The sequence below is a fragment of the Gordonia sp. LMA167 genome, from assembly GCF_058130025.1.
Genome location: NZ_CM176708.1, coordinates 1,973,023 through 1,998,657, shown reverse-complemented (window position 1 = coordinate 1,998,657; position 25,635 = coordinate 1,973,023). Strand labels below are relative to the sequence as shown.

24 protein-coding genes are annotated in these 25,635 nt (G+C 66.2%); 15 read left to right on the top strand and 9 right to left on the bottom strand.

The window, feature by feature from the left end; genetic code table 11:
* The first annotated feature begins 90 nt into the window (after positions 1 to 90).
* Positions 91 to 885: a VOC family protein gene (locus tag ACVT6V_RS08970; protein ID WP_489899457.1), complete on the top strand. Its 795-nt coding sequence runs from the start codon at positions 91 to 93 to the stop codon at positions 883 to 885.
* Between the two features lie 89 nt (positions 886 to 974).
* Here the strand turns inward: ACVT6V_RS08970 and dmpG (ACVT6V_RS08965) are convergent, their stop codons facing one another.
* The 3 genes from dmpG (ACVT6V_RS08965) to ACVT6V_RS08955 are packed head-to-tail and all read right to left on the bottom strand — an operon-like array spanning position 975 to position 3,830.
* A complete protein-coding gene (gene dmpG / locus ACVT6V_RS08965; RefSeq protein WP_489899456.1) occupies positions 975 to 2,009 on the bottom strand; it encodes a 4-hydroxy-2-oxovalerate aldolase in 1,035 nt (344 codons plus the stop codon).
* Positions 2,009 to 2,977 carry an acetaldehyde dehydrogenase (acetylating) gene (locus ACVT6V_RS08960; RefSeq protein WP_489899455.1) on the bottom strand — a complete coding sequence of 323 codons (969 nt, stop codon included), beginning with the start codon at positions 2,975 to 2,977 and terminating at the stop codon, positions 2,009 to 2,011. The genes dmpG (ACVT6V_RS08965) and ACVT6V_RS08960 overlap by 1 nt, the downstream gene beginning before the upstream one ends.
* Entirely contained in the window at positions 2,967 to 3,830 is an 864-nt protein-coding gene (locus ACVT6V_RS08955) for a 2-keto-4-pentenoate hydratase (protein ID WP_489899454.1), read from the bottom strand. Before ACVT6V_RS08955 ends, ACVT6V_RS08960 begins: the two co-directional genes overlap by 11 nt.
* Before the next feature lie 106 nt (positions 3,831 to 3,936).
* Between ACVT6V_RS08955 and ACVT6V_RS08950 the strand changes: the two genes are divergently transcribed.
* Complete coding sequence (locus tag ACVT6V_RS08950) at positions 3,937 to 4,692, top strand: IclR family transcriptional regulator (RefSeq protein ID WP_489900759.1); 756 nt, start codon at positions 3,937 to 3,939, stop codon at positions 4,690 to 4,692.
* Positions 4,693 to 4,750: 58 nt separating this feature from the next.
* Here ACVT6V_RS08950 and dmpG (ACVT6V_RS08945) read toward each other — a convergent pair whose 3' ends face one another.
* The 4 genes from dmpG (ACVT6V_RS08945) to ACVT6V_RS08930 all read right to left on the bottom strand — a co-directional run bounded on the left by dmpG (ACVT6V_RS08945) (position 4,751) and on the right by ACVT6V_RS08930 (position 8,725).
* The gene (gene dmpG / locus ACVT6V_RS08945) at positions 4,751 to 5,824 is read right to left on the bottom strand and encodes a 4-hydroxy-2-oxovalerate aldolase (RefSeq protein WP_489899453.1); all 1,074 of its coding nucleotides are present in this window, start codon (positions 5,822 to 5,824) and stop codon (positions 4,751 to 4,753) included.
* Complete coding sequence (locus ACVT6V_RS08940) at positions 5,821 to 6,726, bottom strand: acetaldehyde dehydrogenase (acetylating) (protein WP_489899452.1); 906 nt, start codon at positions 6,724 to 6,726, stop codon at positions 5,821 to 5,823. Before ACVT6V_RS08940 ends, dmpG (ACVT6V_RS08945) begins: the two co-directional genes overlap by 4 nt.
* 358 nt (positions 6,727 to 7,084) lie before the next feature.
* A complete protein-coding gene (locus ACVT6V_RS08935; RefSeq protein WP_489899451.1) occupies positions 7,085 to 7,873 on the bottom strand; it encodes a 2-keto-4-pentenoate hydratase in 789 nt (262 codons plus the stop codon).
* 72 nt (positions 7,874 to 7,945) lie between these two features.
* Positions 7,946 to 8,725: an SDR family NAD(P)-dependent oxidoreductase gene (locus tag ACVT6V_RS08930; RefSeq protein ID WP_489899450.1), complete on the bottom strand. Its 780-nt coding sequence runs from the start codon at positions 8,723 to 8,725 to the stop codon at positions 7,946 to 7,948.
* Positions 8,726 to 8,948: 223 nt separating this feature from the next.
* Here ACVT6V_RS08930 and ACVT6V_RS08925 point away from each other — a divergent pair, with 223 nt between their 5' ends.
* From ACVT6V_RS08925 to ACVT6V_RS08905, 5 genes are all read left to right on the top strand, one after another.
* A complete protein-coding gene (locus tag ACVT6V_RS08925) occupies positions 8,949 to 10,124 on the top strand; it encodes a 3-ketosteroid-9-alpha-monooxygenase, oxygenase component (RefSeq protein ID WP_489899449.1) in 1,176 nt (391 codons plus the stop codon).
* A 454-nt stretch (positions 10,125 to 10,578) separates the two neighbouring features.
* Entirely contained in the window at positions 10,579 to 11,757 is a 1,179-nt protein-coding gene (locus ACVT6V_RS08920; RefSeq protein WP_489899448.1) for an acyl-CoA dehydrogenase family protein, read from the top strand.
* Positions 11,758 to 11,815: 58 nt separating this feature from the next.
* Complete coding sequence (bphC, locus tag ACVT6V_RS08915) at positions 11,816 to 12,721, top strand: biphenyl-2,3-diol 1,2-dioxygenase (protein WP_489899447.1); 906 nt, start codon at positions 11,816 to 11,818, stop codon at positions 12,719 to 12,721.
* A gap of 164 nt (positions 12,722 to 12,885) precedes the next feature.
* Complete coding sequence (locus tag ACVT6V_RS08910) at positions 12,886 to 13,734, top strand: IclR family transcriptional regulator (RefSeq protein ID WP_489899446.1); 849 nt, start codon at positions 12,886 to 12,888, stop codon at positions 13,732 to 13,734.
* Positions 13,731 to 14,657: an alpha/beta hydrolase gene (locus ACVT6V_RS08905; protein WP_489899445.1), complete on the top strand. Its 927-nt coding sequence runs from the start codon at positions 13,731 to 13,733 to the stop codon at positions 14,655 to 14,657. Before ACVT6V_RS08910 ends, ACVT6V_RS08905 begins: the two co-directional genes overlap by 4 nt.
* A gap of 148 nt (positions 14,658 to 14,805) precedes the next feature.
* On the opposite strand, the gene ACVT6V_RS08900 is transcribed toward ACVT6V_RS08905, so the two are convergent.
* Positions 14,806 to 15,486 (bottom strand): PadR family transcriptional regulator, encoded by a 681-nt coding sequence (locus ACVT6V_RS08900; RefSeq protein ID WP_489899444.1) that lies wholly within the window; start codon positions 15,484 to 15,486, stop codon positions 14,806 to 14,808.
* 136 nt (positions 15,487 to 15,622) lie between these two features.
* On the opposite strand from ACVT6V_RS08900, the gene ACVT6V_RS08895 reads away from it, so the two are divergent.
* Entirely contained in the window at positions 15,623 to 16,174 is a 552-nt protein-coding gene (locus tag ACVT6V_RS08895) for a flavin reductase family protein (protein ID WP_489899443.1), read from the top strand.
* Between the two features lie 75 nt (positions 16,175 to 16,249).
* On the opposite strand, the gene ACVT6V_RS08890 is transcribed toward ACVT6V_RS08895, so the two are convergent.
* Complete coding sequence (locus tag ACVT6V_RS08890; RefSeq protein WP_489899442.1) at positions 16,250 to 17,860, bottom strand: flavin-containing monooxygenase; 1,611 nt, start codon at positions 17,858 to 17,860, stop codon at positions 16,250 to 16,252.
* Between the two features lie 224 nt (positions 17,861 to 18,084).
* Here ACVT6V_RS08890 and ACVT6V_RS08885 point away from each other — a divergent pair, with 224 nt between their 5' ends.
* From ACVT6V_RS08885 to ACVT6V_RS08855, 7 genes are all read left to right on the top strand, one after another.
* Positions 18,085 to 19,662 carry an FAD-binding protein gene (locus tag ACVT6V_RS08885; protein ID WP_489899441.1) on the top strand — a complete coding sequence of 526 codons (1,578 nt, stop codon included), beginning with the start codon at positions 18,085 to 18,087 and terminating at the stop codon, positions 19,660 to 19,662.
* Positions 19,659 to 20,036, top strand: a complete 378-nt coding sequence (locus ACVT6V_RS08880) for a nuclear transport factor 2 family protein (RefSeq protein ID WP_489899440.1) — start codon at positions 19,659 to 19,661, stop codon at positions 20,034 to 20,036. The genes ACVT6V_RS08885 and ACVT6V_RS08880 overlap by 4 nt, the downstream gene beginning before the upstream one ends.
* 14 nt (positions 20,037 to 20,050) lie before the next feature.
* Positions 20,051 to 21,715, top strand: coding sequence for an FAD-binding protein (locus ACVT6V_RS08875; RefSeq protein ID WP_489899439.1), 1,665 nt, complete (start codon positions 20,051 to 20,053; stop codon positions 21,713 to 21,715).
* A gap of 8 nt (positions 21,716 to 21,723) precedes the next feature.
* Complete coding sequence (locus ACVT6V_RS08870) at positions 21,724 to 21,996, top strand: hypothetical protein (RefSeq protein WP_489899438.1); 273 nt, start codon at positions 21,724 to 21,726, stop codon at positions 21,994 to 21,996.
* Positions 21,993 to 22,772 carry a glucose 1-dehydrogenase gene (locus tag ACVT6V_RS08865; protein ID WP_489899437.1) on the top strand — a complete coding sequence of 260 codons (780 nt, stop codon included), beginning with the start codon at positions 21,993 to 21,995 and terminating at the stop codon, positions 22,770 to 22,772. Before ACVT6V_RS08870 ends, ACVT6V_RS08865 begins: the two co-directional genes overlap by 4 nt.
* Before the next feature lie 41 nt (positions 22,773 to 22,813).
* Positions 22,814 to 23,641, top strand: a complete 828-nt coding sequence (locus ACVT6V_RS08860; RefSeq protein WP_489900758.1) for an alpha/beta fold hydrolase — start codon at positions 22,814 to 22,816, stop codon at positions 23,639 to 23,641.
* A 112-nt stretch (positions 23,642 to 23,753) separates the two neighbouring features.
* Entirely contained in the window at positions 23,754 to 25,241 is a 1,488-nt protein-coding gene (locus ACVT6V_RS08855) for an FAD-dependent oxidoreductase (protein WP_489899436.1), read from the top strand.
* Positions 25,242 to 25,635 lie beyond the last annotated feature (394 nt).

The window sequence follows — 25,635 nt, the reverse complement described above, 5'->3', positions numbered from 1 at the left end:
CGGCATGTCGCCGATGAGTTTGGTTCACGCTGAAGGTCAGCAGTGGTGCAGCATCGAAACCCGGAATCGACAATCCTGAGAGGACCCGTGATGAGTGACTACACGGCGCCGGTCGGCGCACCCATCTGGTTCGACCTGATGAGCAGTGACCCGGACAAGGCCGCCGAGTTCTACGGCGCGATCTTCGGCTGGGAGGCCGAGGAGCCCAACGCCCAGTTCGGTGGTTACCGCAACTTCGCGAAGAACGGAAAGCTCGTCGCGGGTATGGGACCGGTGATGGATCCCAACGGGCCGTCCGACATCTGGTCGGTGTACCTGCACACCGACGATCCCGCGTCCACCGTGGCGGCGGTGGAGAAGGCCGGCGGCTCGATCATGGTGCCGCCGATGGACATCGGCGAGATGGGCACGATGATGGTTGCCGTCGACACCGCGGGCGCGGCCATCGGCTTCTGGAAACCGGGCACGCACCCGGGCTTCGTCGAGTGGGGCGAGCACGGCACCCCGTACTGGTTCGAGTGCCACACCAAGGAGTACGAGAAGTCGCTGGCGTTCTACCGCGAGGTGCTCGGCGCCCGCATCGAGGAGATCGGCACCGGCGGCGATCCCGACGCCGTAGGCCCGGACGCCTACGGACAGGTGTTCATCGGCGAGAGCTCGTACTCGGGAATCATGGACGCGGCCAAGATCCACCCGGCCGAGGTGCCGTCGTTCTGGCAGGTCTATGTGACCGTCGACGACGTCGACGCCACGGTGAAGCAGGTCGAGTCGCTGGGGGGCAACGTCTTGATGGCCGGCGAGGAGACCCCGTACGGCACGCTGGCCGCGGTCACCGACCCCTTCGGCGCGATGTTCTGCCTCGGCCACCCGCCGGCCGGGATGTAGGCGTACTCGCGCGTCCACCACCCTGCCGCGCGCGCAACTGCATTCGCGGACAGATGGTGGACGCGCGAGAACCGTTCGCGCAGAGAAGCTCAACCGTCCTGGCGTTCCTTGTTCATCGTGAGGGCGATATCGATGATCATGTCTTCTTGCCCGCCGACCAGCCGGCGGCGGCCGGCCTCCATCAGCAGGGTGCGTACGTCGATCCCGTACCGTTCGCTGGCGGCCTCGGCGTGGCGCAGGAAGCTCGAATAGACGCCGGCGTAACCGAGAGTCAGGGTTTCGCGGTCCACGCGTACCGGGCGGTCCTGCAGCGGTCGGACCAGATCATCGGCGGCGTCCTGCAGGGCGAACACGTCGCACCCGTGCTTCCACTCCAGCAGGTCGGCGACGGCGATGAAGGCCTCGATGGGGCAGTTACCGGCTCCGGCGCCGTGCCCCGCCAGGGAGGCGTCGACCCGGGTCACACCGTTCTCGACCGCGACGACCGAGTTCGCGACCGACAGCGACAGGTTCTCGTGAGCGTGGATACCGATCTCGGTGCGCTCATCGAGGACGTCACGGTAGGCCAGCACCCGATCGCGGACCCCGGCCATCGTCAGGCGGCCACCGGAATCGGTCACGTACACGCAGTGGGCGCCGTAATCCTGCATGAGCTTGGCCTGACCGGCGAGATCGGCGGGTGCAGACATATGACTCATCATCAAGAAACCGGAGACGTCCATCCCGATCTCGCGCGCGGTGCCGATGTGTTGGGCGGCGACGTCGGCCTCGGTGCAGTGGGTCGCGACCCGTACCGACCGCACACCGAGATCGTAGGCACGCTTGAGGTCCTCGACAGTACCGACGCCGGGCAGCAACAGGGTGGTCAGGCGCGCGTGGGTGAGGTTCGCCGCGGCGGCCTCGATCCATTCCCAATCACTGTTGGAGCCCGGCCCGTAGTTGAGTGAACCACCGGCGAGACCGTCACCGTGGGCGACCTCGATCGCGTCGACACCGGCGGCATCGAGGGCGGCGACGATCTTCCCGACATCCCGCGGGGTGATGCGGTGGCGGACGGCGTGCATCCCGTCGCGCAGCGTGACGTCCTGGATAAAGATCGATGTCGGAGTCAGCGTTGTGGTCATCAGACGGCTTCCTTCTGCTCGTGCGAATGCGCAGCGATCCGCTCGGCCATCTGGAGCGCGGCCGAGGTCATGATGTCGAGGTTTCCGGCGTACGCGGGCAGGTAGTGGGCCGCGCCCTCGACCTCGAGGAACACCGACACGGTGTGTGTGGGTGTCGCCGAGCCCGGACCGACGAGGGTGTGGACCGGCTGATCCGCCGGTATCGCGTCGATCTGGACCTCCTGCTTGAGCCGGTAACCGGGAACATAGGCGGCGACATCGCCGACCATCTTGGTGACCGACGCGCGAATCTGATCCTGGGTGTCGCGATCGGTTGCGGTGACCAAGCAGAACACGGTGTCCCGCATGATCAGCGGCGGTTCGGCAGGGTTGAGGATGATGACTGCCTTGCCGCGTTGCGCGCCGCCGACGGATTCGATGGCATGCGAGGTGGTCTCGGTGAACTCGTCGATGTTGGCGCGGGTTCCCGGGCCTGCCGACTTCGAGGAGATCGACGCGACGATCTCCGCGTAGGCGACCGGGGTCACCCGCGACACCGCTGCCACGATCGGGATGGTGGCCTGACCGCCGCAGGTGACCATGTTGACGTTGGGGGCGTCGAGATGATCGTCGATGTTGACTGCGGGCACCACGAACGGGCCGATGGCCGCAGGGGTGAGATCGACCATCCGTTTGCCCAGCGGCGCCAACAGTGAACTGTTGTGTTGGTGAGCTTTTGCCGACGTCGCGTCGAAGACGATGTCGATGTCGTCGAAGCCGGGCAGATTGATCAGACCGTCGACGCCTTCGTGTGTGGTGGGCACGCCGAGTCGGGCGGCGCGGGCCAGACCGTCGGAATCGGGATCGATTCCGACCATCGCGGCCATCTCCAGGTGCTGTGACGTACGCAAGACCTTGATCATCAGGTCGGTGCCGATGTTGCCGGAGCCGATGATGGCAACTCTGGTTCGTGCAGTGTCATGACTCATGGTCGGTGACCTCCAGGTCAGGGGTGAAGGACGCGGACACCTCGCCGAGTCCGCCTATGGTGACGGTGATCTGAGCACCCGGGTGTAGTGGACGCATGGGTCCGAGGGCGCCGGAGAGAATGATCTGTCCCGCCTCGAGCGGGTTGCCGAATTCGCGTGCTCGACGCGCGAGCCACGACAGGGCGTTGAGCGGATCTCCCAGGCAGTCAGCGCCGCTGCCGGAGGACACCACGGCCCCGTCGATGCTCATCGACATCGTCACATCGACCGGTTCGAACTCCGACAGCGACCGCCACCGGCTTCCGAGCACGAAGACGCCGCTCGAGGCATTGTCGGCGACCGTGTCGGCGAACGAGATGTCCCACTCGCGGATTCGGCTGTCGACGATCTCGATGGCAGCAACGGCCTCGCCAACGGCGGCGCGGCACTGTGCCACGTCGAGGCTGCCGGTGGCCAGGTCGTCCACGAGGCGAAACGCGACCTCGGCCTCCGCCTTGGGCTGGAGCAGCCGCCCCATCGGGATGGTTGCACCGTCGCTGAATGCCATGTCGGAGAACAGGACTCCGAAGTCGGGCTGATCGACGCCGAGCTGTTGTTGGACCGCGGCAGACGTCGCGCCGATCTTGCGGCCGATCACCGTCCGCCGACCGTCATCGAGCAACGCATTGAACTGTTCCTGGACCCGATAGGCGGCGGCCACGTTGTCCGGACCGATCAGGTCGCGCACTGCAGCACACGGCCGACCGGTGCGCATCGCACCGGCAAGTCGCGCGGCTGCTTCGGCGACCACCTCGTCGTCGGTGGTCGTGCTGGCTACGGCATTGCCGTCACCGTGGGCGGTGGTTGCGGACACTGGGCCTCCTCCTTGCTGAGCGATTCACAGTGTGCGGGACAGGCCCATCGCCGAACAGTAAAGTGTTCCGGTGAGTGGACCGCCAAATTTCCTTCAGGGGGTGATCATGGCCGACGGGGTGCTCGATGAGCGGTCGATGCTCGGCCGTGTGATGCGGATTCTGGACGCGTTCGGCAGCGACGGGCGGGCGCTGGGGCTTTCCGAGTTGTCGCGGCGGACCGGTATTCCCAAGCCCACCGTGCATCGCATCGCCGGCGACCTCGTCCTCGCCCGCCTCCTGACCACCTCGCCGGAGGGGTTTCGTCTGGGCCGCGGGCTGTTCGAGTTGGGTATGCGCGCCGCCGCGGAACGCTCCGTCCTCGAGGTCGCGGTGCCGTTCATGCAGGATCTCCTTGCGCGGACCCAGGAAACGGTGCACCTCGGCGTTCTCGACGGCGATGAGGTGGTCTACATCAGCAAACTCGGCGGACACCGCCAGGCATCGGTTCCGTCGCGTCTTGGTGGCCGAATGCCGTTGCACTGCACAGCTATCGGAAAGTCACTGCTGGCCCATTCTGGGCGTGAGACGATCGATCGCGTCCTGTCACAGCCGTTGGAGCGCCGCACCCGACACACCATCGTGGCCGCCGGCCTGCTCCGCACTCAGCTCGAGCAGGTGATCGAGCAGGGGGTGGCGTACGAGAACGAAGAGTCGACACTGGGCGTGGTCTGTATCGCCGCCCCGATTTTGGGTGTCGACGGCACCCCGTTGGCCGCGATCTCCGCGACCGGTCCGGCGACGCGCTTTCGGCCGAGCGCGCACGCCACATCGGTGCGAGCAGCGGCGAATGGCGCGGCGTCGATCCTGGCTCGGCGCGGCTGATCCCCGTCGCGCCTGCCGCGGCAAGTGACCGCAGAGCGGGTGGGGCTCCCACGGCCGGTCACACCCCCGCGTTCGCGTCCTGCTTCTTCTTCAGTTCCAACGCGATGTCGATGAGCTGGTCTTCCTGCCCGCCGACGAGTTTGCGGTTGCCTGCCTCGATGAGGATGTCGGCGGCGGACACGTTGTAGCGCTCGGCATGCCCCTCGGCGTGCTTGAGGAACGAGCTGTAGCAGCCCGCGTACCCCATCATCATCGACGACCGATCCACCAGACATTCCGACGGCATCGCCGGACGCACCACATCCTGGGCGGCATCGGCGATCTTCATGAAGTCCACGCCGGTGGTGATGCCCAGCTTGTCGCATACCCCCACGAAGGCTTCCGTGGGCGTATTGCCCGCGCCGGCACCGAAGCGGCGGATCGACCCGTCGATCTGCTGCGCACCGGCACGAATCGCGTTGATGGAGTTGGCCACCGCGATGTCGAGGTTCTCATGCCCGTGGAAACCGATCTGCGCGTCATCACCGAGCTCGGCCCGCAGCGCCTGCACCCGATAGGTCACGTCCTCGAGCACCAACGCGCCCGCCGAGTCCACGACGTACACACACTGACAACCGGCGTCCGCCATGATCCGGGCCTGCTGCGCCAGCTTCTCCGGCGGCTGGGAGTGGCTCATCATCAGAAAGCCGACGGTCTCCAACCCGAGGTCGCGCGCCAGCCCGAAATGCTGGATCGACACATCGGCCTCGGTGCAGTGGGTGGCGATCCGACAGATCTGACCGCCATTGTCCTGTGCCGCGCGGATGTCGTCCTTGGTGCCGAGGCCGGGCAGCATCAGGAACGCGATCTTGGCCTGCTTCGCAGTTTCGGCGGCCGCCTTGATCAGTTGCTGCTCCGGTGTCTTGGAGAATCCGTAGTTGAACGACGACCCACCCAGTCCGTCTCCGTGGGTCACCTCGATCACCGGCACAGCGGACGCATCGAGCGCCGCGACGATGTCACGCACCTCCTGCTCGGTGAACTGATGGCGCTTGTGGTGGCTGCCATCGCGCAACGACGAGTCGGTGATCCGGATGTCGAGGGCGTCGGAGTACTTGCGGGCGTTCGCCATCAGGTCAGTGGCTGTGCTCATGCGGTGGCTCCCAACTTGGTCTTCGCGATCTCTTCGCCCACCTTGGTGGCGGCGGCGGTCATGATGTCCAGGTTGCCGGCGTACGGCGGGAGGAAATCGCCGGCGCCTTCGACCTCGACGAAGATCGACACGCGAGCGTGCCCGCCGTTGATCACACTCGGCGGATCGAACTGTGGATCCTGAAGCAGCCGATAGCCGGGCACATACGCCTGGATCTCTTTCTCCCGCTGATGGATCGACTCGGCGATGGCGTCGGTGTCCGCATCAGCCGGGATCGCGCAGAAGATGGTGTCGCGCATGATCATCGGCGGATCGGCCGGGTTGAGAATGATGATCGCCTTGCCGCGGTCGGCCCCACCGATGGTTTCCACCCCCTTTGACGTGGTCCGGGTGAACTCGTCGATGTTGGCGCGGGTTCCGGGGCCGGCCGACACCGAGGCCACCGACGCGACGATCTCCGCGTATGGCACCGGCACCACCGACGACACGGCATGCACCATCGGGATGGTGGCCTGCCCGCCACAGGTGATCATGTTGGTGTTCGGCGCATCCAGATGCTCACGCAGGTTCGCCGGCGGCACCACCGCAGGCCCTACCGCGGCGGGCGTGAGGTCGACCGCTGTGATCCCGGCGGCCTCGTATTTGGGTGCGTATTCGCGATGGACGTAGGCAGACGTGGCCTCGAAGATGAGATCGGGCTTCTCCGACGAGCCCAACAACTCATCAGCACCACCACTCATGGTGATCAGTCCATGATCAGCGGCCCGCTTCATCCCCTCGGAGTCGGCGTCGATACCGACCATCCATCGGGGCTCGATCACCTCGGAACGGTGCAGCTTGTACATCAGATCGGTGCCGATGTTGCCCGACCCGATGATCGCTGCGGTCAGCTTCGCTGTCATATACAACTCCTCTCGTTGGTTACGTCCCGGTTCCTGAGGAGGCCCGGAGCTTGCGAGGCCGTGCCCCGGTTCCTGAGGAGGCCCGGAGCTTGCGAACGGCCGTGCCCCGGTTCCTGAGGAGGCCCGGAGCTTGCGGAGGGCCGTGCCCCGGTTCCTGAGGAGGCCCGGAGCTTGCGGAGGGCCGTCACGAAGGACCCTTCGTGACGCTCGCAAGCTCGCTCCTCAGGGACCGAAAGCACGTGACGCTCGCAAGCTCCCTCCTCAGGGACCGAAAGCACGCGACGCTCGCAAGCTCGCTCCTCAGGGACCGAAAGCACGTGACGCTCGCAAGCTCCCTCCTCAGGGACCGAAAAGACTGCTAGTCGAAGTCGAGAGTGACCGAGCCGAGCCCGGCGAACTCGGCAACGAAGTGATCCCCCGAACTGATGTCGATCGCCCGCGTCGCGGTACCGGGCAGGATCACATCACCCTTACGCAACCGCACCCCGAAGCTCTCCACCTTGCGCGCCAACCACGACACGGCGTTGAGCGGGTGGCCGAGCACCGCCGACGAGTTGCCCTTCGCGACGATCTCCCCATTACGGTGCAGCACCGCGTCGATGTCGCCGGTGTCGATCTCGCTGATCGGGACACGCTGCTCCCCCAGAATCCAGCCGCACGACGACGCATTGTCGGCGATCGTGTCGCACAGGGTGATCTTCCAATCCTTGATGCGTGAGTCGATGAGCTCGATCGACGGCACCACCCATTCGACCGCCTCGATCACGTCCTCGTTGGTGCAGCCCGCGCCGGGCAGGTCTTTGCCCAGGATGAACCCGACCTCCACCTCGACGCGAGGAAAGCACAGTTTCTTGGCGTCGATGGGCGTGGACTCGAAGTACTGCATCTCGTCGAGCAGATGGCCGTAGTCAGGCTCGTCGACGTTCATCATCTTCTGCATCGCCTCGGATGCCAGCCCCACCTTGTGCCCGGCGACCTTGGCCCCCGCGTCGAGGCGCTTGCGAATGTTGATCAGCTGGATCTCGTAGGCGTCGACGACATCGAGGTCAGAGTACGAATCGGTCGGACGGTCGACGGCGACCGCGGTCCGCTCCGCGTTCCACAGATCGGAGGCGATCTGCTCACGAACTGCCTGGTCGACCGCCACTTCGACTCCTTCTCGGTAGAGTGAACGTGTTCTAGTTTAGAACATGTTGCGGATTGGCGACATGCCCCTGGGTCAGGCGTGTGAGCCACCGTCCACGCGAACCTCGGTTCCGGTGATGAAGGCTGCGTCCTCGCTCGCGAGCATGGCGACCACGCCGGCCACCGTCTCCGGTGGCGCAAACCCACCGCCGAACAACAGCGGCGCGGGAAACAGCGAGAAGTCGGCGTCCTCGGGCAATCCGGGTCCGACGCTCTGCGCGCTGGCCCCACTGCCGTCGGTCATGCCCGACGAGATGGAGCCCGGCTGGACCGCAGTGAACCTGATGCCGACCTTCCCGTACTCGGAGGCCAACGCGTGCGTCATCGCCTGGATGCCACCCTTGCTCGCGGCGTAGGCGGCCATGTACGGGTGCGCGAAGGCGGCGGACGTTGAGCTGAAGTTCACGACCGCCGGCGACGTACCCTGTCGTAGCGCCGGGATGGCTTCGCGGATCATCAGGAACGTGCCGGTCAGGTTGATGCGGATGACCGACTCGAACTGCTCCAGTGACAACTCATGGGTGTGGGCGGACCGCAGTATTCCCGCGGCATTGACCAGGACGTCGAGTCCGCCGAGGCCCTCGACCGCGGCCGCGACGCCCGCACGGACCGACGCTTCGTCGGCGACGTTGACCACGATCGTCGTCAGCTTCGACGATGCCCCCGCCTTGCTCTTGGTGTCGGCGAGACCGGCCTCGCTGATGTCGGCCGCGACGACGTCGGCACCTTCGTCGAGCATCCGCAGCACGGTCGCCTGACCGATCCCGGATCCGCCACCGGTGATCAGAACTCGTCGTCCTGTGTATCGCTGCATCGCGGTTCTCCTCGCTGTACTCGCCGCCATACTTATCGCCGGCGTCTGGGGTCACTACCCCAGCGATACCACCAGACGTCCCGCTCGCGGCGGGAATTCGCACCCGCTGAGCGGGAAGACGGAAATCGCCGTCCGCTGAACGGGAGACCGCGCCTCCCGACCGGCCCGGCCCGACGACCATCGACATCGTCACGCCAGTACGTCTGGAGAGTTGGAGGTCTCGATGCTGGATCACAGGACACATGGTCAATCACCATCGCAAGCAGAGGAATTCAGGACGATCGAGGCGGCGGCCGCGCCGACCCGCTTCGCCCGGGGCTGGCACTGTCTCGGACTGCTCGACACGTTCCGCGACGGCCAACCGCACGAGGTGAAGGCATTCGGCACCACGCTGGTGGTCTTCGGAGCCCAGGAGACGGGAAAGCTCCATATCCTCGATGCGTACTGCCGACACATGGGCGGCAACCTCGCGCTCGGCACCATCAAGGGAAACTCGATCGCCTGTCCCTTCCATGACTGGCGATGGGGCGGCAACGGCCGGTGCACCGACATCCCCTACGCCAAACGGGTACCACCGGTGGCCAAGACGCGCTCCTGGCCGACGCTGGAGCGAAACGGCCAACTCTTCGTGTGGCATGACCCGCAGGGCAGCAAACCCACTGACGACGTGACGATTCCGGTCATCGAAGGCTTCGGCAGCCCGGAGTGGACCGACTGGACATGGAACTCGATCCTGGTCGAGGGGTCGCATTGCCGCGAGATCGTCGACAACGTGGTGGACATGGCGCACTTCTTCTACGTGCACTACGCGTTCCCGCGGTATTTCAAGAACGTCTTCGAAGGCCACACCGCGACCCAGTACATGCGGTCCACTCCGCGCCACGACATCGAGGTCGGCACCAACTACGACGACCCGAACTCGACCCTGCGGTCCGACGCCTCCTATTTCGGCCCGTCGTACATGATCGACTGGCTGTGGAGCGAGGCGCAGGGCATGACCATCGAAACCGTCCTGATCAACTGCCATTATCCGGTGACGTCGAATTCCTTTGTGCTGCAGTACGGCGCGATGGTCAAGAAGCCTGAGGGCATGTCCGACGAGATGGCGTCCGGGATGGCCGCACAGTTCGCCCAGGGCGTCGAGATGGGCTTCGAGCAGGACATCGAGATCTGGAAGAACAAGGCGCCCATCGACAATCCGCTGCTCTCGGAGGAGGACGGCCCGGTGTACCAGTTGCGCCGCTGGTACGAACAGTTCTACGTCGACGTCGAGGACGTCACCGACGACATGACCAACCGGTTCGAGTTCGAGATCGACACCGAACGCGCAGTGCAGAGCTGGGAGGCCGAGGTCGCGCAGAACATCGCCGATGGCACGACGCTGCAAGCCCACACCTGACGTCGCCGCAGTTCCTGACGAGCCCCCGGCCCTGAGGCGAAGCGTCACCCTCTCGGTCCCTGAGGAGCGAGGCGCTAGCCGAGCGTCACCCCACTCGCCCCCTGAGGAGCCTCGCAAGGAACGAGCGAAGCGTCACCCCCTTCGGTCCCTGAGGAGCCTCGCGAGGAACGAGCGAAGCGTCACGAAGGGCCCCTTCGTGACGATCCTCCGCTAGCGCTCCGGATCTCCTCAGGGATCGGGATGACAACTTCCCGCTAGCGCTCCGGATCTCCTCAGGGATCGGGATGACAACTTCCCGCTAGCGCTCCGGATCTCCTCAGGGATCGGGATGACAACTTCCCGCTAGCGCTCCGGATCTCCTCAGGGATCGGGATGACAACTTCCCGCTAGCGCTCCGGATCTCCTCAGGGATCGGGATGAACCCACCACCCACCGAGAAAGCGAGAAAGACACCATGAACGAAGCACTCGAGAACATCACCGCACTGGCCGAGGAGATCCGCGGCCAAGCCGACGAGGCCGAACGACTCGGCCAACTACCCGACGAGACCGCCAAGAAGCTCAAGGCGGCGGGTCCGATCCGCCTGCTGCAGCCCAAGAAGTACGGCGGCTACGAAGCCCATCCCCGTGAGTTCGCCGAGACGGTGATGGCCGCCGCCGCCCTCGACGGCGCGACCGGCTGGGTGTGCGGCATCGTCGGCGTTCACCCGTGGCAGCTCGCCTTCGCCGATCCCCGCGTGCAGGAGGAGGTCTGGGGCACCGACGGCGACACCTGGATGGCCTCGCCGTACGCACCGACCGGGATCGCCGTGCCCGTCGACGGCGGCTACATCTTCAACGGCCGCTGGCAGTTCAGCTCGGGCACCGATCACTGCGACTGGATCTTCCTCGGCGCGATGCTCGGCACCGCGGAGGGCGACATGGCCCTGCCGCCGACCATGCTGCACATGATCCTGCCGCGCAGCGATTACCAGATCGTCGACGACTCGTGGAACGTCGTGGGCCTCAAGGGCACCGGCTCCAAGGACATCATCGTCAAGGACGCCTTCGTCCCCGACTACCGCGTGATGAACGGCGATCACGTCATCGACGGCACAGCGCAGCGCGAGTATGGCGTCACCGAAACTCTCTACAAGATGCCCTGGTCGAACATGTTCCCGCTGGGCATCTCGTCGGCGGTGATCGGGATCGCCGAGGGCGCGCTCGCCGCACATCTCGACTATCAGCGCGATCGGGTTGGCGCACAGGGCACCGCGATCAAGGACGATCCCTACGTGCTGTTCGCGGTGGGCGAGGCCGCCGCCGACATCAATGCAGCCCGCCAGGAGTTGCTGGCCACCGTGGACACGATGTGGGACATCGTCGATGCCGGCAACGAGGTGTCGTTCGAACAGCGGGCGGCGGGCCGGCGCACCCAGGTGCGTGCTGCCTGGCGTGCGGTGATGGCGGTGGATCAGATCTTCGCGCGTTCCGGCGGCAACGCACTGCGGATGGACAAGCCGCTGCAGCGGTTCTGGCGCGACGCGCATGCCGGCCTCAATCACGCGATCCACGTGCCCAGCACCGTCTACCACGCCTCGGCGCTCAGCTCACTCGGCGTCGAGCCGCCGGAGGCGCTGCAGAAGATGATCTGATCGCCCGCACCCCAATCCGCCACGACACACCATCATCATCATCGACAGAGGAATCGACATGACAGAGATCAAGGGTCTCGGCTACATCAAGATCCAGACCAATGACATCGCACGGTGGCGCACCTTCGCCTTCGACGTGCTCGGCTTTGCCGAGGGCAGCGGACCCGACGAGGACGCGCTGTATCTGCGGATGGACGAACGCGCCGCACGCATCGTCATCGTCCCCGGCGAGACCGACGAGGTCGTCGACATCGGCTGGGAAGTGCGCGACGGTGCGACACTCGCGCGGGTGCAGGCGACCCTGGAGCGGGCCGGCGTCGCGGTGAAGCCACTGTCGATCGAGGAGGCCGAGTCACGTCGGGTCGAGGAGGTCATCTCCTTCACCGATCCGACGGGCGCCACTGTGGAGATCTTCCACGGCCCCGTGCTGGACCACAGTCCGATCGTCACGCCGTTCGGCGCGCAGTTTGTGACCGGCGCCCACGGCCTGGGCCACGTCGTGCTCCCGACGACCGATCCCGCCGGCGCGTTCGACTTCTACACCGAGGTGCTCGGCTTCCTGCCGCGCGGCGCCATGCGGCTGCCCGCGCCGCCGGAGTTCGGCCCGATGCGCATCCGCTTCCTGGGCGTCAACGAGCGCCATCACAGCCTCGCGCTGTGCCCCGCTCCGCACGGTGGCGCGCCCGGACTCATCCACGTGATGGTCGAGGTGGACTCCCTCGATGCCGTCGGCCAGGCGCTGGACCGCGTCGTCAAGGACGGCTTCGCGGTGTCGTCGACGCTGGGCCGCCACACCAACGACAAGATGGTCTCGTTCTACGTCCGGGCACCCGGTGGCTGGGACATCGAGTTCGGTACCGAGGGCATGAAGGTCGACGAGGCCCACTACACGGCCGAGGAGATCACCGCCGACAGCTACTGGGGTCACGACTGGTCGGGCAGCGAACCGCTCGCCGCGATGTAGTCGGCAGCCCGCGGTACGGGAGCGTCTCACCCACTCGGGTGGGGCGCTCCCCGTCGTTCACCGGCCAGGGACTTGATGTGACGGCGAGCACAACGTATATTCCTAATCGGCATATACCTACTAGGCATATTGCTCCTCCCTTCGTCAGCCCCATGGAGGTGCTCATGACCATCAACATCGACTCCACCACCCCTAACGCGGTGCTGGACCGCGCTTCACTCGTGCTCGACGCGTTCGACGGGCCGGGCCGACTCACCCTCGCCCAGATTGTTCGACGCACCGGCCTGCCGAGGTCGTCGGCACACCGCATCCTGGAGAGCCTCGTGCATCTGCGCTGGCTGCGACGGCAGGGTCGTGACTACGAACTCGGCATCCGGTTGATGGAACTCGGTTCGATCGCCGTCCATCAGGATCGACTGCACGCAGCCGCGATGCCCTACCTGCACGAACTGCATCGCGCGACCGGATTCGTGGTCCACCTTGCGATTCTCGACGGACCCGACGTGGTCTACCTGGAGAAGATCGGTGGCGCTCTGGCCGCATCGGTGCCGACCCGGGTGGGCTCACGTCAGCCCGCCCACTGCACCGCCGTCGGCAAAGCGATCCTGGCATTCACCGACTCTCGCGACTGTGCTGGTCGTGGCGAACCGTTGGCCCAGAAGACGAGATACTCGATCTCGAGTACCACGCGCCTCGACACCGAGCTCGCGAAGGTGCGCGCGTACGGAGTGGCCTACGAGCGCGAGGAGTCATTGGCCGGTATCGGTTGTGTCGCAGCGCCGATCGGGGAGATCGACGACGCCGTGGCCGCGGTGTCGGTGTGCGGGCCGGCCGATCGGATGACGTTCGACCATCGGTTGGCCGCACCCGTGCGGATGACGGCGCTGGGCATCTGGCGCAACCTCGAGAGCGGCTCTGCCCGAGTGGTTCCCACACTGCAACGTCGTCATCAGCTGCGGATGGGACCGGTGAACGGCTCGCTCGGCATGACCCCGGTGCCGGTGGCGCGATGATCGATCCCGAGGTCGCGGCCATCCTGCCCTTGCTCAACGACGGATTCCCACGTGTCGAGGATATGACCGGCGCGCAGGCACGGGCCGCGATACGCGCACGGCTGCAGCCCAACTCCGATCCCATCCCGGTCGCCTCGGTCCGCGACCGCAGGATTCCCGGACCGGCCGGCGACATCCCCGCACGCATCTACCATCCCGTCGACCCGTTCCCCGCGGAGCGCACCGCCCTCATCGTCTTCGCCCACGGTGGCGGATTCGTGTTCTGCGACCTGGACACTCACGACGACCTGTGCCGATCGATCGCGAACGGAACCGGTGCGGTCGTCGTGTCGGTGGACTACCGGCGCGCACCCGAGCACCCCTGGCCCGGTGCAGCACATGACGTCCACGCCGTCGCGAAATGGGCAGCCGAACACGCCGACGAGCTCGGCGCGGACGCGGCCCGGCTGGTGGTCGCCGGTGACAGCGCCGGCGGGAATCTCGCCGCCGTCACCGCGATCCTCGCCCGCGATTCCGCGGGCCCTCGCATTCGCGCGCAGGTCCTGCTCTACCCGGTGATATCTGCAGACTTCACCACCGAATCCCATGTGCGCTTCGGCGAGGGCCACTACAACACCACGAGCGCGATGAAGTGGTACTGGGACCAGTATGTTCCGACGTTCGAGGACCGGTCACACCCCCATGCGTCACCGGCTCATGCTGACCTCGCGGACCTGCCGCCGACCATCATCGTGACCGCAGGGCACGACCCGCTCTGGTCCGAAGGTGCCGCCTTCGCGACAGCACTCGAGGCCGACGACGTGCCGATCATTCATCGTGACCACCCGGGCGCCATCCACGGGTTCATGACGATGCCATCGCTACAGTTGTGTGCGCGTGCCCGAACTCAGACCTGTTCTGACATCCGCACTCTCGTGGAGTGAGGGGTAGTCGGCGCTTCGATGCCGCTGAGAGGTTCGGAATCGTTGTCGCAAGCTCGTTGCGTATCCGCTCCCTCGATCGAAGGAGCAGATACGCAATGAGGGAGCGACAACTCGCAAGCTCGTTACTCAGCGGCTGGTGGAGCGAAGATCAGTCGTCGTGCTCACTGGCCTGGACCTGCTGCTCCACCTCACGCCAATGACCCGGCCGCGGCTTGGGGAACGTCTCGCCGGCCGACGCACCGGAACGGAAAACCTTTTCTGCAGAATCGATCTCGTCCATCAGTTGGAGCGCCAACTCCCGTTCGCTGGCGTAATAGCGCTCCGCCCACCGCATCGCGATCCGTGCGTAGGCCCATGCCGGCTCGGCCTCGGCCGCGTCCGCGTCGATCGAGACCCGGTGCTGCAGTTCGTCCATCCGTGCCACGTGCTCGGCCAACATCGCTTTCAGCTTCTCCGGCGTGCTCAGATGCCCGAACGCCGCCCGCAGGACCACACCGTGTTTGAGCATCGGCGGGTCGACGGGGGCATCCAGTGCCCAGATCCGCACCGCTCGACGTCCGGGATCGGTGATCTTGTAGACGCGTCGGTTGCGGCCACCTTCCCCGTCGGCCATCCACGAGGTGGCGTATCCGTGCTGCTCGATCCGCTTGAGCTCGGAATAGACCTGGCTGAACGAGGGACTCCAATAGTAGTGCCGAAGACTCCAGTCCGCCCACTTCTTGATGTCGTAACCGGACACCTCTTCCTCGTAGGCAAGCATGCAGAGAATCGCCCAGGAGGTCGGAGGGAGATTGGGCAGCTCCTCGAATCGAGACGGTACCGAGGTCACGGCCACATGTTACCAACCGCAAACCCGTGACCTGCGAACACAATCTCACCGGACTCCCCACTAACCGGGACAACCCGTTGCGGACCTTCATGACGAGATCGGATCATTGTGGTGGATAACAGTATTCGGAGGAGCCATGACACCACACGTCACAACACGGGACGCCGCAACCGACGGCCTGATCGCGAACGATGAGGTCGACCCCACCGCCGAGAGCCCCACCGCCGAGAACCTCCGGCGCGTCTGGGGGAACTTCGCCACCGGAGTGGCGGTCGTCACGGCACACGACGGTGCGCGTCCGATCGGATTCACCTGCCAGTCGGTGGTCTCCGTGTCCCTCGACCCACCGCTGATGTCGTTCTGCCCGTCCCGCAACTCGACCACCTGGCCGCTTGCCCGGGACGTCGGCGCACTCTGCATCAACATCCTGGCTGCAGATCAGCGGGAGATGTGCCGCCAGTTCGCGGTGAGCGGCGCCGACAAGTTCCGCGGCATTGACTGGTCCCCCACCCACAACGGTGCACCCGCGATCAGCGGCGCGCTCGCACACATCGACGGCCACCTGGTCTCGGAGCACGAAGCCGGAGACCACACCATTGCGGTCGCGGCGATCACGGCGCTGTCCGCCGACGACGACGGCATCCCGCTGCTGTTCTTTCGGGGCGGCCTCAGCGGCCTCGAGGGCTGACCGCCGCCCGACGACGATGGACGCAGGAGCTCCCCGGGATCGAAGCGGGGAGCTCCTGCGTCGTGTCGATGTCAGTCAGTCGGCAGTGTCGTCGGCGGCGAGCATCTCGAACCCTCGATAGCCGTCGGCGGCCACCTCGGCGATGATCTGGCGGTAGACGCCGAATCCGCCGACGAAGGGCATGAACACACGCGGCTTTCCCGGAATGTTCGCACCGAGATACCAGGAGTTGGCGTCGGGCATCAGGGTCTGCGCGGCCCGCTCGGAACACTCGTGCACCCAGGCGTCCACCGCGTCGCTCCGCGCCTCGATGGCCGCTGCCCCGTGCGCGTCGAGGGCAGAGATCGCCTCCGCCACCCAGTCGACGTGTAGCTCGGAGTGCAACACCATGTTCGCGAGCACCGAGGGACTGCCCGGACCGGTCAGATTGAACAGATTCGGGAAGCCGGAGACACCGAGCCCCAGGTACGTACGGGGCCCTTCACTCCAGGCCTGTTTGAGGGTCTCCCCGCCGCGACCGACGATGTTGATCCGTTCCACCGATCCGGTCATGGCATCGAATCCGGTGGCCAGCACCAGTGAATCCAGTTCGACGGTGCGGCCGTCGACGCAGATGCCGTTCGGTGTGATCCGCTCGATCGGGGTCGACCGCACATCGACGATCTGCACGTTCGGCCGATTGAACGTCTGAAAGTAGCTGTCATCGGTGCAGATTCGCTTCGCACCGATGGGATGATCGTGCGGGATCAGGATGTCGGCGACCGCCGGATCGTCGACGACGGCACGGATCTTCGACTCCCAGAACTGTTGGGCGGTGTGGTTGGCTTCCGGGTCGGTCAGCTGATCGGGGAAGGTCTTGCTGAACAGCACACCGCCGAGGAGCCAACGTTTCTCGTATGCGTCCCGACGTTCATCATCGGAGACCGCCAAAGCCGACGACGGGTGCGGTTGATGCGGGGAACCCCCACCGCTGTCCATGGAGAGGCGCCGCCGTTCGGCGTAGCCGGCCTTGTACCGCGCGCGGTCGGCGTCGTCGAGCGCGACATTGCCGGCCGGGATGCTGTAGTTGGCGGTCCGCTGGAAGACGGTCAGCTCGTCCGCCTGCGCCGCGATCCGCGGAATAGCCTGTATCCCCGACGATCCCGTGCCGATGACGCCCACCCGCTTGCCAGTGAAATCGACACCCTCGTGGGGCCAGGACGATGTGTGATGCACGTCCCCGACAAACGATGCCAGCCCCGGGATCTGCGGGATGTTGGCGCTCGACAGCGGCCCGAGCGCGAGCACGCAGAATCTGGCCGACACCTCGTCGCCGGTGTCGGTTCGGATGTGCCAGCGCAACGACTCCTCGTCCAGGGCCACATCGATGACCCGGGTGTTGAGCGCGATGTCCCGCATGAGGTCGAAGCGGTCCGCCACATGTTCGAGGTAGGCGAGGATCTCCGGCTGGGTCGCGTACTTCTCACTCCAGTCCCACTCCTGCTGCAGCGCTTCGTCGAAGGAGTACGAGTAGTCGACACTCTCGACGTCGCAGCGCGCTCCGGGATAGCGGTTCCAATACCAGACGCCGCCGACTCCGCCACCGGCCTCATAGACCTGGACGTCGTGACCATCTCGTCGAAACCTTTGTAACGCATAGAGTCCCGCAATTCCCGCCCCGACGACGACGACGTCGACGGTACGCATGGGGGTGGAGGATGGGTTCGGACTGTTCACAGGACTTCGCCTTCCGATCGGTCTGCTCGTCGACCGCCGACGCTAGATCCCCGGGCGGTCGGCGACCAGCATGTCTCCCGCTGATCGGCCCATTGGCGGCCCGCCACGACGACCTTCCCGATCATCGGGAGAGCACACCGCTCGGCCGCCGGATCTGACCTAGCGTCGGCGGGGAGTTCACGAAAGGGGAACAGATGCAGTGGGATGAGGAAGTAGATGTCCTCGTGGCAGGGTCGGGCGGCGGGCTCGCCGGCGCTTACACCGCCGCGCGGGAAGGCCAGCGGGTGGCTGTCGTCGAGGCCACCGACAAATTCGGCGGCACCACCGCCTACTCCGGTGGTGGCGGGATGTGGTTCCCGTGCAACCCGGTGTTGCGCCGCGCCGGCACCGACGACACCGTCGAGGCGGCGCTGCAGTACTTCCGAGCGGTCGTGGGTGACCGCACGCCGACAGAGCTGCAGGAAACCTATGTGCGCCGAGGTTCGGACGTGATCGAGTACCTCGAGACCGATCCGCATTTCGCGTTCGAGATGTTCCCGTGGCCGGACTATTTCGGCACGGCGCCCGGCGCCCGACTCGACGGGCAGCGCCACATCACCCCGGTGCCGCTACCGGCCGCCGAGCTCGGCGAGCTCCGGGAGTCGCTGCGTGGCCCGCTGGACACGGACCGGCTCGGCGCCCCGCTGCCGGATGTGCTCATCGGCGGTCAGGCCTTGATCGGACGGTTCCTCAAGGCCATCAACGACTTCCCGAACGCCACGCTTCACCTGAACTCACCGCTGGTCGAGCTCGTCGTGGAGGACCGACGAGTGGTCGGCGCGGTCGTGGAGCGCGACGGCGGCCGGCACGCAATCCGAGCACTGCGCGGGGTGCTGTTGGCGTCCGGCGGCTTCGAACAGAACGACGAGATGCGTGCGGAGTACGGCGTGCCCGGCCACGCGCGGGACACCATGGGGCCGTCGGGAAACCTCGGCCGGGCACATCGGGCGGCCATCGCAGCGGGCGCCGATCTGGACCTGATGGACCAGGCGTGGTGGTCGCCCGGCCTGACCCACCCGGACGGGCGATCCGCATTTGCGCTGTGGTTCACCGGCGGCATCTTCGTGAACCAGGACGGACAACGATTCGTCAACGAATCCGCGCCCTACGATCGTCTCGGTCGGGAGATCATCCGCACCGTCGATGACGGTGCGGCGACCCTCCCGTTCTGGATGATCTACGACGACACCGAGGGCACCGTGCCGCCCGTCAAGGCGTCGAACGTCTCCATGGTGGACACTGCCGACTACGTCGCCGCCGGTTTGTGGCACACCGCAGACACCCTCGAGGACCTGGCGACGAAGATCGGTGTGGACCCCGACGGGCTCACCGCCACCATCGAGAAGTTCAACAAGTTCGTCGCCGATGGGGTCGATCCCGATTTCGGCCGCGGCGACGAGGCCTACGACCGCGCCTTCTCCGGCGGAGAGTCGCCGATGGTCGCCATCGACCAACCGCCCTACCATGCTGCAGCATTCGGGATCTCCGACCTCGGCACCAAAGGTGGACTACGCACCGACACCGCGGCCGCGGTGCTCGATGCGGACGGCGTGCGCATCTCCGGGCTCTACGCGGCCGGCAACACGATGGCCGCGGTCAGCGGCACCGTCTATCCGGGCGGCGGCAACCCGATCGGCGCCTCGGTCCTGTTCAGCCATCTCGCCGTGCTGGACATGCTGTCACCTAGCTGCAGCACCGAACCCGTACCCGCATCTGGCAAGGAGTCCCGATGAATCCGAATGACCTGATCCGTTCACGGGTCACCCAGTATCTGAGAACCATCGGCAGCGGGACATCCGCGGACATCGCGGCGCTCTACGCCGACGATGCGACCGTCGAGGACCCGGTGGGCTCCGAGGTCCATACGGGTCGTGCGGCGATCGAGAAGTTCTACGGCGCACTCGACGGCGCAGACTGCGACGCCGAGTTGCTGAACCTGCGTGTCGCCGGCGACACCGCGGCCTTCGGATTCCGGGTCACCACTCGTACCGCCGATCAGACCATCGTGGTCGAACCGATCGACGTCATGACCTTCGACGACGACGCGAAGATCACCAGCATGCGCGCCATCTGGTCGCCCGACGACCTCAGCATCCGCGCACGATGAGCAGGGAGAACGACATGGCTGCAACAGATTCGACGTGGGACCGCGAGGTCGACTTCCTCGTCGTGGGCAGCGGAGCGGGCGGCCTCACCGGCGCGCTGGCCGCCGCCGCCGAAGGACTGGACACCCTGGTCATCGAGAAGGCCGCGGTATTCGGTGGGAGCACCGCCCTGTCCGGCGGCGGGATCTGGATACCGAACAACCCGACACTGCAGCGTGCCGGGATCGTCGACACGCGTGAAGGTGTCCGCGCCTACCTCGACGCGGTGGTCGGCGACCGAGTGCCGACGGCCAACATCGACACCTTCATCGACGAGGGGCCCCGGATGGTCGAGTTCCTCGAGACCATCAGCCCTCACTTGCGATTCCAGTGGTGCCCGGGATATTCGGACTACCATCCCGAGCGTCCCGGAGGACGTCCGGAAGGCCGGTCGATCGAACCGCTGCCGGTGGATCTGCGCACGCTGGGCGACGACGAGAACCGTTTGCGGCCTGCCGCTTTGGCCACACCGCCCGGCCTGTTCATCACGTCCAAGGACTTCGTCGCCCTCAACATGGTGATGCGCACCTGGAAGGGCCGACGTACCGCGCTGATGACCGGGCTGCGAGCCATCAAGGCGCTGGTGCTGCGACGGCACATGGACACGTTGGGTCGTGCGTTGATCGCCCGGCTTCGGTTGGCGCTGAACGACGCCAGTGTGCCGCTGCTGCTGGAGACCCCCATGCAGTCGCTCATCACCGACGAATCCGGTGCGGTGCTCGGGGTCGTCGCCGAACAGCGCGGCGAGCAGCTGCGCATTCGGGCACGGGCCGGGGTGTTGCTCGCGACCGGGGGTTTCGAGCACAACCACGAGATGCGCAAACGCCACCTGCCCCGGGGCGGGCAGGACGACTACAGTGCGGCCTCGGTCGACAACACCGGCGACGGCATCACCGCCGGAGTCGACATCGGCGCGGCCGTCGACCTGATGGACGACGCCTGGTGGATGCCGTCGTTCCAGCGGCCCGACGGCATCAATCAGGTCCTGGTCTCCGAGAGGTCCATTCCCCGATCCATCATCGTCGACCAGCACGGCCGACGGTTCACCAACGAGGCGGCACCCTATGTGACGTTCGTGCATGCCCAACTGGCCGGCGGCCACGAACCGGCCTGGTTCATCTTCGATCGCACCGCCAAGAACCGGTATCCGATCGGCGGGATCATGCCCGGCCAGGCCTTCCCGGATGAGTGGATGCAGAGCGGCCTGCTGCACACCGCAGACTCGATGACCGAATTGGCCGATCAGATCGGGGTGGACGCCGCCGCGCTCATCGAAACGGTGCAGCGGTACAACGGTTTCGCCCGTACCGGAAAGGATCTCGATCACGGTCGCGGGAACAGTGCCTACGACAACTATTACGGCGACCCCAGCCTCCCCCACCCCACTCTCGACGTGCTCGATCGCGCACCCTTCTACGCGCTGCGGATTCGGGCGGGCGACCTGGGCACCAAGGGTGGCCTCGTGTACGACGCCGAAGCCCGGGTGTTGCGGGAAGACGGTTCGGCGATCGACGGACTGTTCGCCACCGGCAACACCTCGGCGGCGGTGATGGGCAACGATTACGCGGGGGCAGGTGCCACCATCGGACCCGCGATGGTGTTCGGCTACGTCGCGGCACGTCGCGCCGCCGCCGGACACTGAGGCGTGCCATGCAGGAATTGATCTGTGGGACATGCGCAACCACGGTCCTCGTGGAGAAGTACAGCCCCAGCCACACGAGCGTCCAATGGCTCGGGGACGCCCAGCGTGCCTGCCCCGAGTTCGCCCGCCTCACCGCGGCGGACGGCCACACGAGCGCCATCCCGACCTGCCCAGCGCTGCGCGACACGATCGAGGAGGCCGCACGCAGGGGCATCCTCGCCACCGACAGCCGGCGCGTCGAACCGACGCGCCGGCCACCATCTCAGGAAGTGACCTCATGAACGACACGACCACACCACAACTGGCCGGAAAGGTCGCCGTCATCAGCGGCGGCGCCCGCGGTCTCGGCGCCGCCTTCGCCCGACGCATCATCGCCCGCGGGGGCCGAGTTGTGATCGGCGACATCCTCGATGATGTCGGCAAGCAGACGGCCGAAGACCTGGGCGACTCCGCCCGCTACGTTCGGCTCGACGTCACCGATCCGGAGCAGTGGGCCGCCGCGGTCGACCACGCCGAGCGTGAATTCGGCACCGTCACCGGCGTCGTCAACAACGCCGGCATCTCGACCGGCTCGTTCATCGAGAACGACACCGTCGAGAACTTCCGGCAAGTGCTGGAGATCAACCTGCTCGGCGTGTTCAACGGCATCCGCGCCGCGATCAGCCCGATGCGAGCTGCGGGCGGCGGATCGATCGTCAACATCTCCTCGGCGGCCGGACTCACCGGGCTGCCACTGACGAGTGGGTACGGCGCCTCGAAGTGGGGCGTCCGGGGACTCACCAAGATCACCGCGGTGGAACTCGCCGCCGACCACATCCGCGTCAACTCCGTGCATCCCGGCATGACGTACACGCCGATGACGTCGTCGATCGGCATCGAAACCGGCGACGGCAAGTATCCCAACACACCGATGGGGCGTGTCGGGGTCCCCGACGAGATCGCCGGTGCCGTCGCATTTCTCCTGTCCGATGACGCGGGGTACATGACCGGCGCCGAGCTGGCGGTGGATGGCGGGTGGACCGCAGGCCCGACCGTCGACTATGCGATGGGCCGGTGACGTCGGTGACCAGCACGCTTCCGGCACTCACCACACGCGAGATGTCCACGTCCCGAGGTACGTTGCGTTACCACGAGATCGGGGCGGGACCAGACCTGTTGCTGTTGCACGGTTCCGGGCCGGGCGTCACCGGCCTGCGCAACTTCAGCGGCAACCTCACGTTCTTCGCGCAGCACTTTCGGTGCCTGGTGCTGGAGTTCCCCGGTTTCGGGGTCAGTGACGACTTCGGTGCGCATCCGATGGTCACCGCGCTGGACGCGGTCGGCGAGCTGGTCGACGGGTTGTCTCTCACCGATCTGTCGATCATCGGTAACTCGATGGGCGGTGGCGTCGCGTTGAGCTACGCCGCCGCCCACCCGGAGAACGTCGGACGCTTGGTCACCATCGGCGGAATCGGCAAGAACATCTTCAGCTCGGGTCCCTCGGAAGGAATCCGCCTGCTGCAGGAGTTCACCGATGATCCCAGTCGCGAACGGCTGGTGCGCTGGCTGCACTCCATGGTCTATGACCCGGCGCTGATCACCGACGACCTCATCGACGAGCGATGGGAACAAGCCACCGATCCCGCCACGCTGGACAGCGCACGCCGCATGTACGGTTCCGACGCGTTCGCCGCGATGATCGCGGCGATGGAGAACTCCGATTCGCCACCACCGTGGTCGATGCTGCACAAGGTCACCGCGCCGACGTTGGTCACATGGGGCCGCGACGACCGCGTGAGTCCCCTCGACATGGCGTTGATCCCGATGCGGACCATCCCCAACGCCGAACTGCATGTCTTTCCGCGGTGCGGCCACTGGGCCATGATCGAACAGAAGACCGCCTTCGAGAATGTCGTCTCCGCATTCCTGCACCGCTCCGCTCATTGAGCGGAGCTTCCCCCGCCGCATACGCCACCTCATCGGACCGATGAGGTGGCGTTCGCGTCTGTCCACAAGCGCATTGAACCGCAACACCTCATCACCGACCAGAGGAGATCATATGAACGCAACCACGTCCGTCCGGCCCGTCGACGCGGCCACCATCGACGGGTACACACACGAGACCGATGTCGTGGTCATCGGATTCGGCTGTGCCGGTGCGGCGGCCGCATTGGAGGCCGATGCCGCCGGCGCGGACACGATACTGCTGGAGCGCCAGAGCGGCGGCGGCGGTTCGGCCGCCCTGTCCGGCGGGGAGATCTACCTCGGGGGCGGCACCGACACCCAACAGGCCTGCGGAATCTCCGACACCCCCGAGGCGATGGAGAGCTTCCTGCTGGCGGCGCTCGGGCCGGATGCCGACGCCGAGAAGATCTCGCTCTACTGCCGAGACAGTGTCGCCCACAATCGGTGGCTCGTCGGTCAGGGGGTGCCGTTCAAGCCGTCACTGTGGGAATCGCCGACGTGGGTACCACCAACCGACGACGGTCTGATGTGGATGGGTGAGAACGCTTTTCCGTTTCGCGACATCGCCACACCCGCACCCCGAGGGCATCGGGTGACCTCGGACGGCTTCGGCGGCAAGGTGTTGATGAGTGTCCTCGCCGACGCGATCGCCACATCGGGTGTCACCGTGCACACCGATACCGGTGCCGCACGACTCATCGTCGAAGACGGGCGGATCGTCGGGGTGCTCGCCCGTCACTTCGGCGAGGTGGTCACTTATCGGGCGCGGTCCGGTGTCATCATCACCACCGGCGGATTCGCCGACAACGCGGACATGGTCTCCCAGCATGCCCCACAGCTGGTCGGGCTGGGGGTCAACAGCGACGGCGGCGACGACGGACGTGGCATCCGGATGGCACAGGCGGCCGGTGCCGCGGTCAAGCACATGTCGGCCGGTCAGGTCGGCATCTCCCTGATCCCGGGGATGATGGTGCGCGGGATGATCGTCAACGACCTCGGCCAGCGGTTCATCAACGAAGACGTCTACCCCGGGCTGGTGGGCCAGGCCGCGCTGTTCAAACACGGCCTGCGGGTATGGGTGATCCTCGACGAACAGGCATACGAAGAGGTCCCGGAAATCGAGAGGTGGGGTGTGGTACCGCACTTCGTGGCCGAGACGGTCGCCGAACTCGAACGTGAGATCGGCATGCCACACGGTGCCCTGCAGAACACCGTGGCCGAGTACAACCGCCATGCCGCCGCCGGCATCGATCCCTACTTCCACAAGTCCACCCGGTGGCTGCGGCCGCTCCAGGCACCGTTCGCCGCCATCGACGTCCGTAAGGGCATCGCCCCACCGGAATACGGTGCCGCCGGTGGTGGCGGAGCGGAGGTCTTCACACTCGGCGGCGTGTGCACCACTGTCGACGGTGCGGTTCTGGATCTCGACGGGGAGGCCATCCCAGGGCTCTTCGCGGCCGGGCGCGCCACGTCGGGCCTGCACTCGTGGGGCTACATCAGTGGCACCTCATTGGGCGACGGCACATTCTTCGGTCGTCGAGCGGGCGCGGCGGCCGCCGACTGTAACTTCCCCGCTCCCTGAGAAGCGAGCTCGCGAGCGAAGTCTCACCCCCGGTCCCTGAGGAGCCCGCGAACGAAGTGACTCCCGGCCCGGTCCCTGAGGAGCCCGCGAACGAAGTGACTCCCGGCCCGGTCCCTGAGGAGCCCGCGAACGAAGTGATCGTGCGTCACGAAGGGCCGCCCTTCGTGACGCATCGCTCGTTCCTCGCGAGGCTCCTCAGGGAGCGGGTGGCGCCACACCACTCGTACCTCGCGAGGCTCCTCAAGGAGCAGGTGGTAACGCTGCGAGCGTCACGAAGTGAGCCCCCAGTCTCTGAGAAGCGAGCTCGCGAGCGAAGTCTCACCCCCCCCCGGTCCCTGAGGAGCCCGCGAACGAAGTGAGCGTGCGTCACGAAGGGCCGCCCTTCGTGACGCAT

What these genes read in the sequence shown, in the direction of transcription:
- bphC (WP_489899447.1), top strand. Translation starts at nt 11,816, where the DNA reads ATGACAGAGATCAAGGGTCTCGGCTACATCAAGATCCAGACCAATGAC.
- ACVT6V_RS08925 (WP_489899449.1), top strand. Translation starts at nt 8,949, where the DNA reads ATGCTGGATCACAGGACACATGGTCAATCACCATCGCAAGCAGAGGAA.
- ACVT6V_RS08895 (WP_489899443.1), top strand. Translation starts at nt 15,623, where the DNA reads ATGACACCACACGTCACAACACGGGACGCCGCAACCGACGGCCTGATC.
- ACVT6V_RS08870 (WP_489899438.1), top strand. Translation starts at nt 21,724, where the DNA reads ATGCAGGAATTGATCTGTGGGACATGCGCAACCACGGTCCTCGTGGAG.
- ACVT6V_RS08970 (WP_489899457.1), top strand. Translation starts at nt 91, where the DNA reads ATGAGTGACTACACGGCGCCGGTCGGCGCACCCATCTGGTTCGACCTG.
- ACVT6V_RS08855 (WP_489899436.1), top strand. Translation starts at nt 23,754, where the DNA reads ATGAACGCAACCACGTCCGTCCGGCCCGTCGACGCGGCCACCATCGAC.
- ACVT6V_RS08920 (WP_489899448.1), top strand. Translation starts at nt 10,579, where the DNA reads ATGAACGAAGCACTCGAGAACATCACCGCACTGGCCGAGGAGATCCGC.
- ACVT6V_RS08960 (WP_489899455.1), bottom strand. Translation starts at nt 2,977, where the DNA reads ATGAGTCATGACACTGCACGAACCAGAGTTGCCATCATCGGCTCCGGC.
- ACVT6V_RS08875 (WP_489899439.1), top strand. Translation starts at nt 20,051, where the DNA reads ATGGCTGCAACAGATTCGACGTGGGACCGCGAGGTCGACTTCCTCGTC.
- ACVT6V_RS08890 (WP_489899442.1), bottom strand. Translation starts at nt 17,860, where the DNA reads ATGCGTACCGTCGACGTCGTCGTCGTCGGGGCGGGAATTGCGGGACTC.
- ACVT6V_RS08865 (WP_489899437.1), top strand. Translation starts at nt 21,993, where the DNA reads ATGAACGACACGACCACACCACAACTGGCCGGAAAGGTCGCCGTCATC.
- dmpG (WP_489899453.1), bottom strand. Translation starts at nt 5,824, where the DNA reads ATGAGCACAGCCACTGACCTGATGGCGAACGCCCGCAAGTACTCCGAC.
- ACVT6V_RS08860 (WP_489900758.1), top strand. Translation starts at nt 22,814, where the DNA reads ATGTCCACGTCCCGAGGTACGTTGCGTTACCACGAGATCGGGGCGGGA.
- ACVT6V_RS08910 (WP_489899446.1), top strand. Translation starts at nt 12,886, where the DNA reads ATGACCATCAACATCGACTCCACCACCCCTAACGCGGTGCTGGACCGC.
- ACVT6V_RS08880 (WP_489899440.1), top strand. Translation starts at nt 19,659, where the DNA reads ATGAATCCGAATGACCTGATCCGTTCACGGGTCACCCAGTATCTGAGA.
- ACVT6V_RS08905 (WP_489899445.1), top strand. Translation starts at nt 13,731, where the DNA reads ATGATCGATCCCGAGGTCGCGGCCATCCTGCCCTTGCTCAACGACGGA.
- dmpG (WP_489899456.1), bottom strand. Translation starts at nt 2,009, where the DNA reads ATGACCACAACGCTGACTCCGACATCGATCTTTATCCAGGACGTCACG.
- ACVT6V_RS08885 (WP_489899441.1), top strand. Translation starts at nt 18,085, where the DNA reads ATGCAGTGGGATGAGGAAGTAGATGTCCTCGTGGCAGGGTCGGGCGGC.
- ACVT6V_RS08930 (WP_489899450.1), bottom strand. Translation starts at nt 8,725, where the DNA reads ATGCAGCGATACACAGGACGACGAGTTCTGATCACCGGTGGCGGATCC.
- ACVT6V_RS08950 (WP_489900759.1), top strand. Translation starts at nt 3,937, where the DNA reads ATGGCCGACGGGGTGCTCGATGAGCGGTCGATGCTCGGCCGTGTGATG.
- ACVT6V_RS08940 (WP_489899452.1), bottom strand. Translation starts at nt 6,726, where the DNA reads ATGACAGCGAAGCTGACCGCAGCGATCATCGGGTCGGGCAACATCGGC.